Source organism: Kosakonia sp. Marseille-Q7440 (genome assembly GCF_965119485.1).
In genome coordinates this window covers 1231524-1245742 of record NZ_CBCPLT010000001.1, presented here as the reverse complement: position 1 = coordinate 1245742, position 14219 = coordinate 1231524, and the positions used below count along the sequence as shown (strand labels likewise).

Here is a 14219-nt window from a genome sequence, read left to right as displayed (position 1 = left end):
ATGCCCTTTTCACGTTCTGGCAAGCCTTTTGCAGTTGACCGTAGTGAAAAGCAGTCATACCTGATGGGAACAAGGAGCGGATCATGTTGAGCTTACATGCGGTGAACCACTATTACGGCGACCAACATACGTTATGGGATATCGATCTGGAGTTAGCCCCCGGCCTCTGCACCTCGCTGGTCGGGCTGCCGGGTATGGGAAAAACCACGCTGGTGAACTGCATTACCGGCAACCTGCCGGTGGAGAGCGGCAGCATGATCTGGCAGGATGCGGGCGCGCCGCCGCGCGATCTGCTGACACTGCAGGCCGAGCACCGCAGCGCGGTTGGCATCGGCTATGTGCCGCAGGACAGGCGCATTTTTTCGCAGCTGACGGTGGAGGAGAATCTGCATGTGGCGATGCGCGCCGCCGGTGACGCAGGCCAGAGCCTGAGCCGCGAGATCTTCGATCTCTTCCCGGAGCTGTATGGGCTACGCCAGCAGCGTGGTGCGACGCTGTCGGAGGATAACCAGCAGCAGCTGTCGATGGCGCGGGCGCTGGTAACGCGCCCACGGTTGTTGATCCTCGATGAACCGACGCGCGGCCTCGGCCAGGCGTTTATCCATAAACTGGGGAATTTGATCGTGCGGCTCAATCAGGAGTTTGGCATGTCGATCTTGCTGGCGGAGCAGCAGCTGTCGCTGATCCGCCGGGTAGCGGATCGTTTCTGCCTGCTGCACCGCGGGCGGCGCGTGGCCGGGGGCGATATCAGGCAGTTAGATGATCCTTTGCTGGCGCACTGGATGTCGCCGGAGTCAGTACGCTGAGATCGAGATAGTGGCCGGTTGCGGCGGTTTCCGGCGCATCCGCCAGCCACGGGATCTCACCGATCAGCGGCGCGGGCAGCACGCGTTGCAGCGTCGCCATATACTCCTGGTGGCGTTTACCCGGCTTGACCACATCATTAGCGATCCACCCTGCCAGCCTCAAGCCTGCCTGCTGCACTGCCTGGGCGGTCAACATCGCATGGTTGATGCAGCCAAGCTTGACGCCAACCACCAGAATCACCGGCAGGCGCTCTGCGGTGGCCCAGTCGGCAAAGGTCAGCGTCGGCGAGAGCGGCGTAAACCAGCCCCCTGCCCCTTCCACCAGCAGCCAGTCGGCCTGCTGCTCCAGCTGGCGTAAACCGGCTGACATCACTTCCGCCTCTATCGGCTGATTCAGGTCGGCGCTAACAATGTGCGGCGAGGTCGGCTCGGCAAAGGTATACGGGTTAACTGTCTTATAGGTGAGCAGCAAACTGCTGTGGCGCTGCAACGCCAGCGCATCGCTGTTGCGCAGCCCATCGGGGGTCATCTCGCTGCCGGAGGCGACCGGTTTATAGCCCGCACTGCGCAGCCCGCGCAGGTTCGCCGCCTGCAACAAGGCGCAGCTCGCCACGGTTTTACCCACTTCGGTATCGGTTCCGGTCACAAAATAGCGTTCAGTCACGGGTTATCACTCCCCAGAAAAGTTGATAGGTCAGCGGGAACTTGCCCTGCTGTTGCGGCCAGGCTTCCTGTAAGCGCTGCAACTTGCCGCGCGTCAGCCCCTGCTGGCGACCAGCATGCAGATGGGTGGCACCAATCCCTTTAAGGGATCGCAGGGCGCTGGCGGCATCGGCAAACCACAGGGTGACGGTGTCAATGCCGCAGCGCAGCGGCCAGTCGCGCAGCGCCTGCTCAATCTCCGTTGCGGGCAGAAAGCGGTTGGCGTGGGGCAAGCTGTCCAGCGCGCGCCAGGCCTGGTTCAGCTCCGGTAACGAGCCGTCTGCCAGCGTGGTAAAAGCGATATGCCCGCCCGGTTCGGTGACGCGGCGCAGTTCGCTCACTGCCTGGCGCAGATCGTCGCACCACTGCACCGCGAGGTTGCTCCACGCCAGCGAAAAGGTCGCGTCTGCCAGTGGCAGCGCTTCGATATCGCCGGTGACATAACGCGCGGCGCTCTGCTGCTGGCGGGCTTCTGCCAGCATAGCGGGCGAGAGATCGAGCGCCGTGACATCGCAGCCTTGCGCGCGCCAGTAGCGGCTCATCGCTCCAGGCCCGCAGCCAGCGTCAATCACCCGCGCAGGATTAATGTCGCCCAGCTGCGCCAGCAAACAGTCGGCGCTGAGCCGCTGTAACTCATCGTGTCGCGCGTAGCTTTGAGCCGCGCGACCAAAGGCGGCGGCCACCGCCTGTTTATTCACCGCCATGCAGCGCCTCCAGCAACCTGTCGATATCCTCTGGCTGATGCGCGGCGGTTAAGGTCAGGCGCAAACGCGCCGTGCCCGGCGGCACCGTTGGTGGGCGGAGGGCAGTTGCAAATAGCCCCTGCTGGCGCAGAGTGTGGGCGAGGCGCAGCGCGCGGCTGTTGTCGCCAACAATCAGTGGCTGAATGGCGCTGTGCGAATCCGTCACTGCCAGATCCAGCCCGCGCACGCCGTCACGAAAACGGCCAATCAGCGCTGCCAGCTGCGCACGGCGCGCGTCGCCTTCAGCAGAGCGGATCACATCGAGCGCGGCGCTGAGCGCCACCGCCTGCGCGGGGGGCATCGCAGTGCTGTAGATAAGATGGCGGGCGAACTGCACGAGGTAATCGGCAACCGCTTCGCTGCAAAGTACCGCCGCGCCGCTGACGCCGAAACCTTTGCCGAAGGTGACCACCAGAATGTCAGGCTTCACCCCCTGCAAATGGCAACTGCCGCGCCCCTGCTCGCCAAGCACGCCGATGCCGTGGGCATCATCCACCATCAGCCATGCCTGCGCCTCACGCGCGGCATCGGCAATCGCCGCCAGCGGTGCGCTGTCGCCATCCATGCTGAAGATCCCTTCGGTGACCACCAGCTGCTGCCCGCTGAGCGGTTTGCTCAGCAGGCTCGCCAGCTGCCCGACATCATTGTGGGCAAAACGGCGCAATTGCGCCGGGCTGAGGGCGGCCGCTTCCAGCAGCGAGGCGTGGCTCAGCTTGTCGGCGACGATGCGATCCTCTTTGCCGGTGAGCGCCGCAATGGTGGCCTGATTGGCGGCAAAACCGGAGATAAAGAGCAGCGCGCGGTCGTAACCGAGCCACTGCGCCAGTTCGCGCTCAAGTTGATGATGCGCAGCCGTATGGCCAACAACATGGCCCGAACCGCCGCTGCCGACGCCATACTGCGCCGCGCCCTGCTGCCAGGCGGCAATCACCTGCGGATGCTGGCTTAAACCGAGGTAGTCATTACTGGCGAAGTTGCAAAAACGCTCGCCCTCAAGGGTTAACCAGCGCCCGGCACCCTGCTCAACGGTGATACGACGGCGCAGGGCATCTGCCGCGCGCCGTTCGCTGAGCGCGGCTTCGATTCGCTGCTGCCAGTTCATAGGGTCGCCGCGTTGTAGTACTGTTCCGTGTCGGCGTGAAGCAGTTGCTGCTCAATCTCCTGTTGCTGTTCGTTATCGCCATTCAGCACCTGGGTCTGCTGCGGATTGAGACCCAGTTTCTGGAACAGAAGCAGATCTTTATCCTCTTCCGGGTTTGGCGTGGTCAGCAGTTTGCAGCCGTAGAAGATAGAGTTGGCCCCCGCCATAAAGCACATCGCCTGGGTCTGCTCGTTCATCTGCTCGCGCCCGGCCGAAAGGCGAACGTAGGAAGTGGGCATCATGATGCGCGCCACGGCGATGGTGCGAATAAAATCAAAGGCGTCGACATCGTCGTTATCCGCCAGCGGCGTGCCTTTCACCTTCACCAGCATGTTGATCGGCACGCTCTCCGGCGGTGTTGGCAGATTGGCGAGCTGCATCAGCAGCCCGGCGCGATCGGTGACGGTTTCGCCCAGCCCGACAATGCCGCCGGAGCAGACTTTGATCCCGGCATCGCGCACTTTATCCAGCGTGTCGAGACGCTCCTGGTAGGTGCGGGTGGTGATGATGTTGCCGTAGAACTCCGGCGAGGTGTCGAGGTTGTGGTTGTAGTAATCAAGCCCGGCGTGGGCCAGACGCTGCGCCTGGCTCTCATTGAGGGTGCCAAGGGTCATGCAGGCTTCCAGCCCCATCGCTTTCACTCCTTCCACCATCTGCTCCAGATAGGGCATATCGCGATCGTTCGGGTTTTTCCACGCCGCGCCCATGCAGAAGCGCGTTGAACCGGCGAGCTTCGCTTTGCGCGCCGACTCCAGCACCTGCTCCACCTCCATCAAACGCTCCGACTCAAGGCCCGTTTTGTAGCGCGCGCTTTGCGGGCAATATTTGCAATCTTCCGGGCAGGCACCGGTTTTGATCGACAGCAGCGTGCTGACCTGCACCTGGCGCGGGTCAAAATGCTGACGGTGAATTTGCTGCGCCTCGAAAAGCAGATCCAGCAGCGGTTTTTCAAATAAAGCAGTAACTTGCGACAGTGTCCAGCGTGTGTGGTGAGCCATCTGGCCTCTCCAAAAGTGTGATTAAATCGTTATTCGGTGTAGACTCGTAAACCTAAAACTTTTTAATTTGGTTTACAAGTCGATTATGACCCAGGACGATTTAGCTTTTGATCGGAGCCATATCTGGCATCCCTACACCTCCATGACCGCTCCTCTCCCCGTCTATCCGGTCGCCTTCGCGCAGGGCTGCGAACTGCATCTCGCCAGCGGCGAACGGCTGGTGGACGGCATGTCATCCTGGTGGGCGGCGATCCACGGTTACGGCCATCCGGCGCTGAACGCGGCGATGAAAATGCAGATTGATGCCGTCTCTCACGTGATGTTTGGCGGCATTACCCATGCGCCCGCCGTGGCGCTGTGCCGCAAACTGGTGGCAATGACGCCCGAGGCGCTGGAGTGCGTATTTCTCGCCGACTCCGGTTCGGTGGCGGTGGAAGTGGCGATGAAGATGGCGCTGCAATACTGGCAGGCGAAAGGCGAGTCGCGGCAGCGCTTCCTCACCTTCCGTAACGGCTACCATGGCGACACGTTCGGTGCGATGTCGGTGTGCGATCCCGATAACTCGATGCACAGTTTGTGGAAGGGTTATCTGCCGGAAAACCTCTTTGCGCCCGCGCCGCAGAGCCGTTTTGATGGTGAGTGGGATGAGCACGATATGGTGGCGTTTGCCCGCACTCTGGCGGCCCATCGCCATGAGATCGCTGCCGTTATTCTGGAGCCGATTGTGCAGGGCGCGGGCGGCATGCGCATGTATCATCCCGAGTGGCTGAAGCGCATCCGTAAGATGTGCGATCGCGAAGGGATCCTGCTGATCGCCGATGAGATCGCCACCGGCTTTGGCCGCACCGGTAAACTTTTCGCCTGTGAGCATGCGGGTATCACGCCGGATATTCTCTGCCTGGGTAAAGCGCTGACCGGCGGGACTATGACCCTCTCCGCCACGCTGACTACCCGCGCGGTGGCAGAGACCATCAGCAACGGCGAGGCGGGCTGCTTTATGCACGGCCCAACCTTTATGGGCAACCCGCTGGCCTGCGCGGCGGCAAACGCCAGCCTGGAGATTTTGCAGCGCGGCGAGTGGCAGGCGCAGGTCGCCGCCATCGAAGCGCAGCTGAAGGCGGAGCTGGCTCCCGCCGCGCAGGCCGCAAGCGTCGCGGATGTGCGCGTACTCGGGGCGATTGGCGTGGTGGAAACGCGCTCACCGGTGAATATGGCGGCGTTGCAGCGCTTCTTTGTTGAGCAGGGCGTCTGGATCCGCCCGTTTGGTCGCCTGATCTATCTGATGCCGCCCTATATCATCACCCCGGAGCAGCTGTCGCGCCTGACCCAGGCGGTGAACGCCGCCGTGCTGCGCGCGGATCTCTTCGCCGACGAGGCGTAAAAGATGCACTACACTTTTGGGTTACTGACCTGAAAAATGGAGGATATATGGCAATTCTGATGGTTCTGACCTCGCACGACACCCTCGGCGACACCGGCAAGAAAACCGGTTTCTGGCTCGAAGAGTTTGCCGCACCCTGGTATATCTTTCAGGATGCAGGCGTAGAGGTGGTGCTCGCCTCACCGGCGGGCGGACAGCCGCCGCTCGACCCGACCAGCGATGCGCCGGATGCGCAGACGCAGGACACCGAGCGTTTCCGTAAAGATGAAAAAGCGCAGCAGGCGCTGGCAAATACCCTGCCCCTGAGCAGCATCAACATCAGCGATTATGACGCGGTCTTTTTCCCGGGCGGCCACGGCCCGCTGTGGGATCTGGCTGAGCACCCCGCCTCTATCGATCTGATTGAAAAATATTGGGCGGAAGGAAAACCGGTCGCGGCGGTCTGCCACGCACCGGGCGTGCTGCGCCATGCGAAAAAACCGGACGGCACGCCGCTGGTGCAGGGTAAACGCGTCACCGGTTTTACCAACAGCGAAGAAGAGGCGGTTGGCCTGACAAAAGTGGTGCCGTTCTTAGTGGAAGATTCACTGAAACAGGCAGGCGGGCAGTTCGAGCGCACCGATGACTGGGGCGTCTATGTGGTGACCGACGGCCATCTGGTCACCGGTCAGAACCCGGCCTCCTCTGCGGCAACCGCCGAAGAGTTACTGAAACTGCTGCACCTTTAAGCAAGGAGGCCACATGAAGCTACTCAGCCATAATTTTCGTGACGGCGAGAAGCTGCCGCTGCGTCACGTGTTTAACGGCATGGGCTATGCGGGCGATAATATTTCGCCCCATCTGACATGGGATGAGGTGCCTGCGGGCACCAAAAGCTTTGTTGTCACCTGCTTTGATCCTGACGCGCCAACCGGCTCCGGCTGGTGGCACTGGATTGTGGCGAACCTGCCGGCGGATACGCGTGTGCTGCCGCAGGGTGCCGGATCCGGCAGTGCCGCATTGCCGGAAGGGAGCGTGCAGACGCGTACCGACTTTGGCAGCGCCGGATATGGTGGCGCGGCACCGCCGAAGGGCGAAACCCACCGCTATATCTTCACCGTTCACGCGCTGGACGTGGAGAAACTGGATGTCGACGAGAACGCCAGCGGGGCAATGGTCGGCTTTAATGTCCATTTTCACACCCTCGGCAGCGCCACTCTCACCGCCCTTTTCAGCTAAAAGCCAGGGTTTTACAGCCGATTTAACAAATCGGCTTCCCGTTTCGCTCAACTTAGTATAAAAAAGCAGGCATTACGCTATCCCCTTTAACTTGCATAGTCTGGAGCACCCCTTGAACACATCATCGGTTTCCCGTCTGGCGCTGGCGCTCGCTTTTGGCGTGACACTGACCGCCTGTAGCTCGACGCCGCCCTCTGAGCGTCCGTCTGAACAAACTGCGCCGGGCACCTCCTCGCGCCCGATCCTAAGCGAAGCTGAAGCGAAAAACTTCACCGCCGATCGTTACTTCACCCCGCTGGCCGCCAACAGCGCCGCGTGGAAACCCTATGCTATCCGCGTGCCGGAAAAAGCAGATTTCGTGGTCGGGCCTGCCGGTACGGCAGGTGTAACCCACACCACCATTCAGGCCGCAGTTGACGCTGCTATCAATAAACACGCCAGCGACCGCCAGTACATTGCGGTGATGCCGGGTGAATATGAAGGCACGGTCTATGTGCCTGCGGCATCGGGCAGCGTGACCATTTACGGTACCGGTGAGAAAGCGGCGGATGTGAAGATCGGTCAGGCGATCGATTCTGAAATGGATCCGACCAGCTGGCGCCGCCTGGTCAACCCATCGGGCAAATATATGCCGGGCAAACCAGCATGGTATATGTTTGATGCCTGCCAGCGCAGCCGCGCGGCGACCGTGGGCGTGATGTGCTCCGCCGTGGTCTGGTCGCAGAACAACGGCCTGCAACTGCAAAACCTGACCATTCAGAATACGCTCGGTGACAGCGTCGATGCCGGTAACCACCAGGCGGTGGCTCTGCGCAGCGATGGCGATAAAGTGCAGATCAACAACGTCAATATTCTTGGTCGCCAGAACACCTTCTTTGTGACCAACAGCGGCGTGGATAACACTCTGCGCAGCGATCGCCAGACCCGTACGCTGGTGACCAACAGCTACCTCGAAGGCGATGTGGATATCGTTTCCGGGCGCGGCGCGGTGGTGTTTGATAACACCGACTTCCGCGTGGTCAACTCGCGTACTCAGCAGGCAGGCTATGTCTTCGCACCGTCTACCCTGTCGAACCTCTATTACGGTTTCCTCGCCGTGAACAGCCGCTTTACCGCCGCCGGAAACGGTGTCGCGCAGCTGGGCCGCTCGCTGGATATCGACAGCAGCACCAACGGCCAGGCGGTGATCCGCGATAGCGTGATTAACGAAGGCTTTAACGTGGCGAAACCGTGGGGCGATGCCGCCGTATCGGGCCGCGCCTATGCGGGCAACACCGGCACTGCGGATGATAAAGGCAACATCCAGCGCGATTTGAACGATGCCAAGTTCAACCGCTTCTGGGAGTTCAACAACCGCGGCCTCGGCAGCAAAGTGGTTGCCGAGCCGAAGAAGTAATTCAGCGCTCAAAACAAAAAACCTCGCCACGGCGAGGTTTTTTTATGCCCGGAGATTAGCTTCCGGTCATTACATGGCGTTAATGACCACCCACATCGGGCCCTGGCCCACGGCGTAACGCGCTTTTTCAGTCAGCAGACCCTGCGCACCGGCAATCTCATACAGCGCGATGTGATGGGATTTCTGCCCGGCGGCAACCAGGTATTTCCCGCTGTTATCGATATTGAAGCCACGCGGCTGGGTTTCCGTCGGCTGGAAGCCCTCAACGGCGATAACGCTGCCATCTTCCGACACGCTGAAGATGGTCAGGGTGCTGGAGGTGCGATCGCAGGCATAGAGATGACGGCCATCCGGCGTGATATGGATATCCGCCGCCCAGCGGGTATCGGTAAAGTCCGGCGGCATCATATCCACGGTCTGCACGCACTCGGTTTTGCCATGCGGATCGCTAAGCTGCCAGACATCGACGCTGCTATTGAGTTCGTTAACGCAGTAGGCGAAACGCTTATTCGGATGGAAGGCCATATGGCGCGGGCCTGCGCCCTCAACGGTGGTCACTTCCGACGGCTCCTGCGCGGTCAGCGCGCCCGTTTCACCGAGGGTAAAGAGACAGATGCGATCCTGCTTCAGGGCAGGGACAAACAGCGTACGGTTGTCCGGGGAAATATTGGCCGAGTGGCACCCTTCCAGCCCCTCTTCAAGGTGTACGGTCTCGCCCGGAATGCCATCATTAAGGCGCACCACGCTGACGCTGCCCGCATTGTAGGAGGCGCTAAACAGGAAACGCCCGCTGTGATCGGTAGAGATATGGGTCGGGCTGCCGGAGAGCGGCGCTTCTGCGGCGTAGCTCAGAACGCCATCTTCAGGGGAAATACGGTACGCGAGAACGCGAAATTCAGGGCGAACGCCAACATAGAGGTAACGTTTATCCGGGCTGACAACCATCGGCTGCACCTGGCCTGGCACATCGACAACCTGCACCAGCGTCAGGCTGCCTTCGGAATTCAAACGCCAGACGTGGATCTGCTGACTTTCGGGGCTGGCGGTATAAACGGTCTGTTTCATGAACACTCCTTTCCTCTAATTCTTCTCTGCGTTAAGTAACCAGGATAGCCGTTTTTGCGGCGTGATGCTGAATTTCGCCCTCAGATTTTGCGCATGCGGCGACGGGGTGTACCATCCCCGGACACGAAATTTCACCCTCAACTACGGGAAACGATATGACCTCGCGCGTAATAGCACTTGATTTAGACGGTACGCTTTTAACCCCGAAGAAGACGCTTCTGCCCTCTTCCCTTGAAGCGTTAGCACGCGCAAAAGCCGCCGGGCATCTGCCCATTATCGTGACCGGTCGGCACCATGTCGCTATCCACCCTTTTTATCAGGCACTGGCGCTGGATACACCTGCAATTTGTTGTAATGGCACCTATTTGTATGATTATCATGCAAAAAAGGTGCTCGCCGCCGATCCGCTACCGGTTAACCAGGCACAACAATTGATCGCCCTGCTGGAAGAGTACCAGGTGCATGGCCTGATGTATGTCGATAACGCCATGCTGTATGAAAAGCCGACCGGCCATGTGCTGCGCACCAACGCGTGGGCCGAAGCGCTGCCGCCCGAGCAGCGCCCGGTCTTCCAGCATGTTGACTCCCTGCGCGCCGCGGCCGCAGAGGTGGAGGCTATCTGGAAATTCGCCCTCACCGATGAAGATACCGGCAAACTGAAGAACTTTGCTCACCATGTTGAGCAGACGTTAGGGCTGGAGTGCGAATGGTCATGGCACGATCAGGTGGATATCGCCCGCGCCGGTAACAGCAAAGGCAAACGGCTGGCCGAATGGGTCGCCGCGCAGGGCTTATCAATGCAGGATGTGGTGGCCTTTGGCGATAACTATAACGATATCAGTATGCTACAGGCCGCAGGTACCGGTGTGGCGATGGGCAACGCCGACGATGCGGTGAAAGCCCATGCCAATGTGGTGATTGGCGATAACACCGTCGATAGCATCGCCCAATTTATCTATCAAGAACTGCTTTAATCAGGCGGTAATCGACACGCTTTTGATTTGCGCATAGAGCCACTGGCCGGGTTTGATACTGAGTTCATCCCGCGCCCAGGGGCTGATGCGCGCCCACAGGGTTCTGCCACCAACATCCAGCTGCACTTCCACCTGCCCGTCGACATCGAAACACTGCACGATTTTGGCGCGCAGAATATTGCGGATGCTGGTATTCATCGGCGGCTGGAGCACCAGTGACACATCGGTCGCCTGAATGCGGATACGCAGCGCGCTTTTCAGCGGCCGGTCGATCTTATTGACCCAGATATGCTGATCGCCCAGCGCCAGCGCGGTCATCGCGTAGTGCGGATGGTGTTCCAGCACCAGCACTCTCAGCACGCTGCTCTGCTGCTCCGGCGGCAGCCACGGGTTCATTACGCTGCTGCCCCATACATCTTCGAGGCTGCCAAAGGCTTTTACTTCGCCCGCTTCCAGCACCATCACTTTATCTGCCAGATGCAGGATCTCATCCAGCGAGTGGCTGACATAGAGCATCGGGATATTGATCTCCTGCGCCAGCCGTTGCAGGTAGGGCAGCAGTTCGCGCTTGCGCGGGATATCCAGCGAGGCCAGCGGTTCATCCAGCAGCATCAATTCCGGCGCGGTCAATAACGCCCGGCCAATCGCCACGCGCTGCTTTTCACCGCCGGAGAGGCCGCCGGGCAGCCGGTCGAGCAGCGGCTCGATGCCAAGCAACGCCACCAGTTTGTCAAACTGAGCGGCCATCGATTTCGCCATACCGTAGCGCAGATTGCCGCGCACGCTGTAGTGCGGAAAGAGGCGCGCATCCTGAAAGACATAGCCGACGCGGCGCTTTTCGGGCGGCAGACACACTTTGCGTTCAGTATCGAACAGCACGCGATCGTTAAGCACGATGCGGCCTTCTTGTGGCTGCGTCAGGCCGCCGATGGCGTTAATCAGTGAAGTTTTTCCCGCGCCCGAGACGCCAAAAATCGCGGTGATGCCGCTGGCGGGCAGCGTTTCGGCGATATGCAACCGATGGGTGCCCAGCGTCTGGGTGAAATTAAGCTCCAGCATCGGTTATCTCCCCGTCCGTTCGCGGCTCACGCGCGCCAGCCACTCTGAAATCAGCAGTGAGATCAGCGCCAGAATAATCGAAATAATGCACAGGCGCGCGGCGGCGCTCTCGCCCCCCGGCGTCTGAATTAAGGTGTACATGGCAGAGGGAATGGTGCGGGTTTCGCCTGGAATATTAGAGACGAAGGTAATGGTGGCACCAAACTCGCCGAGGGAGCGGGCAAAGGCCAGCACCGTGCCGACAATAATTCCCGGCAGGGTGAGCGGTAAGGTAATGGTGAAAAAAACGCGCCAGCGACCGGCTCCCAGTGTGCGGGCAGCCTGTTCGAGTTTGGTATCGACACTCTCCAGCGCGAGGCGAATGGCGCGCACCATCAGCGGGAATGACATCACCGCAGCGGCTAACACCGCGCCGCGCCAGCTGAAGGCGAAAGTGATGCCAAACCAGTCATAGAGCCATTGACCGACGATGCCACGGCGGCCCATGGCGATCAGCAGCAGGTAACCGACCACCACCGGCGGCAGCACCAGCGGCAGATGCAGCACGCTGTCGAGCAGCGCTTTGCCCGGAAAGGTGCGGCGCACCAGTAGCCAGGCAAAGAAGATCCCAAAGGGCAAACTGAGTAATACCGCCAGGGAAGAGACTTTAAGGCTCAGCAGAACAGCCTGCCATTCAGGATCGGTCAATATCATTCGTGCGTTGTAAATCCGTAACGTTTAAAGATTTCAGAAGCCTGCGGGCCTTTCAGATAGTCATAAAACGCGCTTACGGTTGCGTTTTTATGTCCATCGACAATCGCCAGCGGGTATTCCACTTTTTTATGCGACGCTTCCGGGAAGGTGCCCACCACTTTCACCCCTTTGCTGGCCACCGCGTCAGAGCCGTAGACAATGCCTAACGGCGCTTCGCTGCGCTCCACCAGCGCCAGCGCGCCGCGAACATCCTCCGCAGGTGCCAGTTTCGGCGAGAGGGTTTCCCAGGCGCCCAGTTTTTGCAGCGCCTCTTTGGCGTAGATACCGGCCGGAACATGCTCCGGATCGCCCACCGCCAGACGGCCGCCTTTCAGCAGGCTGTTCCAGTCGGTTTTCGCATCAATCTTGATCTCGCCCTGCGCGCTGCTTTTCGGCGCAACCACCACCAGGCTATTGCCGAGCAGGGTTTCACGGCTCGCACTATCTACCGCTTTTTTCTCGACCGCGTAATCCATCCACTTCTGGTCGGCCGAGATAAAGAGATCCGCTGGCGCGCCCGCTTCAATCTGGCGGGCAAGTGTGGAAGAGGAGGCGAACGAAGAAACCACCTTAACCTGCTTCTCTTTGGTGTACGCGGCGGCAATATCCTGCATCGCGTTGGTCAGCGAGGCGGCGGCAAAGACGGTAATTTTACCCTCCTGCGCCACGGCCTGCCCTGCTACGACAAGTGTTAATGCTGCGCCAACCAGCAGACGTCGCCCTGTGTGTGCCATTTTTGACTCCTCTCATTTTCGTTATATAAAAAAAAACATAACGATAGTATCAGAGAATGGCAGCGGGCCGGAAATACCCATCAATAATTAAAACCTACCTAACTATATCGGCAGAAAGGGAAAAGATCTTGAATGGCAGAGAGCGAAACGCCCACAAAGTGGGCGTTTGGGAAGGGATTAGCGCGACGGGGTGGTGGTATTGCGGCGCTCTTCGCGATGTCCAACGGCGGAAAAGACGTTGAACACTTCACCCAAGCCATAAATCAGACCGAGGATAATCGCCATAACCACCGGCACCATAATCACGGCAAAAACCAGGCTTTTCAACAGCTCTAACATGGTCGTCTCCAGAAAGTGGGAATGCGGCATTCTAGCCTGAACATGGTGTAAAACACTCGCCTTTTGTGCGATTGCCTGGCACTAGGCGCGTCGGCGCTTTTCCTTCACAATAGCCCTTTTGCGAGGGAAGTGCGTCATGCAGGCTGAAATTCTCCTTACTCTTAAACTCCAGCAGCGCCTCTTCGCCGACCCGCGGCGCATCGCTTTGCTTAAGCAAATTGAGCAAACCGGCTCCATCAGCCAGGGCGCGAAGAACGCCGGCATCAGCTACAAAAGCGCGTGGGACGCCATCAATGAGATGAACCAGCTTAGCGAGCAGACGCTGGTTGAGCGCGCCACCGGCGGTAAAGGCGGCGGCGGCGCGGTGGTAACGCGTTACGGGCAGCGTCTGATTCAGCTCTACGATCTGCTGGGGCGGATCCAGCAAAAAGCTTTTGATGTGCTGAGCGATGACGACGCCCTGCCGCTCGACAGCCTGCTGGCGGCCATCTCACGCTTCTCCCTGCAAACCAGCGCCCGCAATCAGTGGTTTGGCACCATTACCGCCCGCGACCACCAGCAGGTGCAGCAGCATGTCGAGGTGTTGCTGGCGGATGGCCAAACCCGGCTTAAGGCAGCGGTCACGGCGCAAAGCGCTGAACGCTTAGGGCTGGAGGCGGGCAAAGAGGTGCTGGTGCTGCTAAAAGCGCCGTGGGTGAATGTGACCTGCGATGCGCAGCGTGCGGCGCAGGCAGATAACCAGATAACCGGCGCGATTGCCCATATTGAGCACGGCGAGGCGCAGAGTGAAGTGCTGATCGCCCTGCCCGATGGCCAGACGCTTTGCGCTACGGTGCCAAATGCGCAGGTGGAGGATATGCAGGAACAGCAGCAGGTGACGGCATTTTTTAATGCCGATCGGGTGATTCTCGCCACGTTGTGCTGAGGGCAT

16 protein-coding genes are annotated in these 14219 nt (G+C 59.9%); 7 read left to right on the top strand and 9 right to left on the bottom strand.

Features of this window, described 5'->3' with window-relative positions; genetic code table 11:
- The first annotated feature begins 83 nt into the window (after positions 1-83).
- Positions 84-806, top strand: a complete 723-nt coding sequence (locus tag ACWPW2_RS05665; protein ID WP_454121846.1) for an ABC transporter ATP-binding protein — start codon at positions 84-86, stop codon at positions 804-806.
- On the opposite strand, the gene bioD is transcribed toward ACWPW2_RS05665, so the two are convergent.
- Genes bioD through bioB form a run of 4 tightly spaced genes read right to left on the bottom strand, consistent with a single transcriptional unit; the run spans position 748 to position 4390 of the window.
- Positions 748-1470 (bottom strand): dethiobiotin synthase, encoded by a 723-nt coding sequence (gene bioD, locus ACWPW2_RS05660; RefSeq protein ID WP_454121845.1) that lies wholly within the window; start codon positions 1468-1470, stop codon positions 748-750. The genes ACWPW2_RS05665 and bioD overlap by 59 nt on opposite strands.
- Positions 1463-2212, bottom strand: coding sequence for a malonyl-ACP O-methyltransferase BioC (gene bioC / locus ACWPW2_RS05655; protein ID WP_454121844.1), 750 nt, complete (start codon positions 2210-2212; stop codon positions 1463-1465). Before bioC ends, bioD begins: the two co-directional genes overlap by 8 nt.
- Positions 2199-3353, bottom strand: a complete 1155-nt coding sequence (gene bioF / locus ACWPW2_RS05650; protein ID WP_454121843.1) for an 8-amino-7-oxononanoate synthase — start codon at positions 3351-3353, stop codon at positions 2199-2201. Before bioF ends, bioC begins: the two co-directional genes overlap by 14 nt.
- Complete coding sequence (gene bioB / locus ACWPW2_RS05645; protein ID WP_023479503.1) at positions 3350-4390, bottom strand: biotin synthase BioB; 1041 nt, start codon at positions 4388-4390, stop codon at positions 3350-3352. Before bioB ends, bioF begins: the two co-directional genes overlap by 4 nt.
- 85 nt (positions 4391-4475) lie before the next feature.
- Here bioB and bioA point away from each other — a divergent pair, with 85 nt between their 5' ends.
- The 4 genes from bioA (at position 4476) to ACWPW2_RS05625 (ending at position 8385) form a co-directional block, all read left to right on the top strand.
- A complete protein-coding gene (gene bioA, locus ACWPW2_RS05640) occupies positions 4476-5771 on the top strand; it encodes an adenosylmethionine--8-amino-7-oxononanoate transaminase (protein ID WP_454121842.1) in 1296 nt (431 codons plus the stop codon).
- A gap of 47 nt (positions 5772-5818) precedes the next feature.
- Positions 5819-6499 carry a type 1 glutamine amidotransferase domain-containing protein gene (locus tag ACWPW2_RS05635; RefSeq protein ID WP_139569059.1) on the top strand — a complete coding sequence of 227 codons (681 nt, stop codon included), beginning with the start codon at positions 5819-5821 and terminating at the stop codon, positions 6497-6499.
- Positions 6500-6512: 13 nt separating this feature from the next.
- Positions 6513-6989 (top strand): kinase inhibitor, encoded by a 477-nt coding sequence (locus tag ACWPW2_RS05630; RefSeq protein ID WP_128483361.1) that lies wholly within the window; start codon positions 6513-6515, stop codon positions 6987-6989.
- Positions 6990-7101: 112 nt separating this feature from the next.
- Positions 7102-8385 carry a putative acyl-CoA thioester hydrolase gene (locus ACWPW2_RS05625; RefSeq protein WP_124969074.1) on the top strand — a complete coding sequence of 428 codons (1284 nt, stop codon included), beginning with the start codon at positions 7102-7104 and terminating at the stop codon, positions 8383-8385.
- Positions 8386-8454: 69 nt separating this feature from the next.
- Here the strand turns inward: ACWPW2_RS05625 and pgl are convergent, their stop codons facing one another.
- Positions 8455-9450 (bottom strand): 6-phosphogluconolactonase, encoded by a 996-nt coding sequence (gene pgl / locus ACWPW2_RS05620; RefSeq protein WP_454121841.1) that lies wholly within the window; start codon positions 9448-9450, stop codon positions 8455-8457.
- A gap of 155 nt (positions 9451-9605) precedes the next feature.
- Here pgl and ACWPW2_RS05615 point away from each other — a divergent pair, with 155 nt between their 5' ends.
- The gene (locus tag ACWPW2_RS05615; RefSeq protein WP_454121840.1) at positions 9606-10424 is read left to right on the top strand and encodes a pyridoxal phosphatase; all 819 of its coding nucleotides are present in this window, start codon (positions 9606-9608) and stop codon (positions 10422-10424) included.
- Here the strand turns inward: ACWPW2_RS05615 and modC are convergent, their stop codons facing one another.
- The 4 genes from modC to ACWPW2_RS05595 all read right to left on the bottom strand — a co-directional run bounded on the left by modC (position 10425) and on the right by ACWPW2_RS05595 (position 13288).
- Positions 10425-11483 carry a molybdenum ABC transporter ATP-binding protein ModC gene (modC, locus tag ACWPW2_RS05610; RefSeq protein WP_454121839.1) on the bottom strand — a complete coding sequence of 353 codons (1059 nt, stop codon included), beginning with the start codon at positions 11481-11483 and terminating at the stop codon, positions 10425-10427.
- A gap of 3 nt (positions 11484-11486) precedes the next feature.
- Positions 11487-12176 carry a molybdate ABC transporter permease subunit gene (modB, locus tag ACWPW2_RS05605; RefSeq protein ID WP_023479527.1) on the bottom strand — a complete coding sequence of 230 codons (690 nt, stop codon included), beginning with the start codon at positions 12174-12176 and terminating at the stop codon, positions 11487-11489.
- A complete protein-coding gene (gene modA, locus ACWPW2_RS05600; protein WP_270222212.1) occupies positions 12173-12949 on the bottom strand; it encodes a molybdate ABC transporter substrate-binding protein in 777 nt (258 codons plus the stop codon). The genes modB and modA overlap by 4 nt, the downstream gene beginning before the upstream one ends.
- 177 nt (positions 12950-13126) lie before the next feature.
- Positions 13127-13288 (bottom strand): AcrZ family multidrug efflux pump-associated protein, encoded by a 162-nt coding sequence (locus ACWPW2_RS05595; RefSeq protein ID WP_454121838.1) that lies wholly within the window; start codon positions 13286-13288, stop codon positions 13127-13129.
- A gap of 136 nt (positions 13289-13424) precedes the next feature.
- Here ACWPW2_RS05595 and modE point away from each other — a divergent pair, with 136 nt between their 5' ends.
- The gene (gene modE, locus ACWPW2_RS05590) at positions 13425-14213 is read left to right on the top strand and encodes a molybdenum-dependent transcriptional regulator (protein WP_454121837.1); all 789 of its coding nucleotides are present in this window, start codon (positions 13425-13427) and stop codon (positions 14211-14213) included.
- The last annotated feature ends 6 nt before the right edge of the window (positions 14214-14219 follow it).

What these genes read in the sequence shown, in the direction of transcription:
- ACWPW2_RS05635 (WP_139569059.1), top strand. Translation starts at nt 5,819, where the DNA reads ATGGCAATTCTGATGGTTCTGACCTCGCACGACACCCTCGGCGACACC.
- ACWPW2_RS05630 (WP_128483361.1), top strand. Translation starts at nt 6,513, where the DNA reads ATGAAGCTACTCAGCCATAATTTTCGTGACGGCGAGAAGCTGCCGCTG.
- bioC (WP_454121844.1), bottom strand. Translation starts at nt 2,212, where the DNA reads ATGGCGGTGAATAAACAGGCGGTGGCCGCCGCCTTTGGTCGCGCGGCT.
- bioF (WP_454121843.1), bottom strand. Translation starts at nt 3,353, where the DNA reads ATGAACTGGCAGCAGCGAATCGAAGCCGCGCTCAGCGAACGGCGCGCG.
- pgl (WP_454121841.1), bottom strand. Translation starts at nt 9,450, where the DNA reads ATGAAACAGACCGTTTATACCGCCAGCCCCGAAAGTCAGCAGATCCAC.
- modA (WP_270222212.1), bottom strand. Translation starts at nt 12,949, where the DNA reads ATGGCACACACAGGGCGACGTCTGCTGGTTGGCGCAGCATTAACACTT.
- modE (WP_454121837.1), top strand. Translation starts at nt 13,425, where the DNA reads ATGCAGGCTGAAATTCTCCTTACTCTTAAACTCCAGCAGCGCCTCTTC.
- bioB (WP_023479503.1), bottom strand. Translation starts at nt 4,390, where the DNA reads ATGGCTCACCACACACGCTGGACACTGTCGCAAGTTACTGCTTTATTT.
- bioA (WP_454121842.1), top strand. Translation starts at nt 4,476, where the DNA reads ATGACCCAGGACGATTTAGCTTTTGATCGGAGCCATATCTGGCATCCC.
- ACWPW2_RS05615 (WP_454121840.1), top strand. Translation starts at nt 9,606, where the DNA reads ATGACCTCGCGCGTAATAGCACTTGATTTAGACGGTACGCTTTTAACC.
- modB (WP_023479527.1), bottom strand. Translation starts at nt 12,176, where the DNA reads ATGATATTGACCGATCCTGAATGGCAGGCTGTTCTGCTGAGCCTTAAA.
- modC (WP_454121839.1), bottom strand. Translation starts at nt 11,483, where the DNA reads ATGCTGGAGCTTAATTTCACCCAGACGCTGGGCACCCATCGGTTGCAT.
- ACWPW2_RS05595 (WP_454121838.1), bottom strand. Translation starts at nt 13,288, where the DNA reads ATGTTAGAGCTGTTGAAAAGCCTGGTTTTTGCCGTGATTATGGTGCCG.
- ACWPW2_RS05665 (WP_454121846.1), top strand. Translation starts at nt 84, where the DNA reads ATGTTGAGCTTACATGCGGTGAACCACTATTACGGCGACCAACATACG.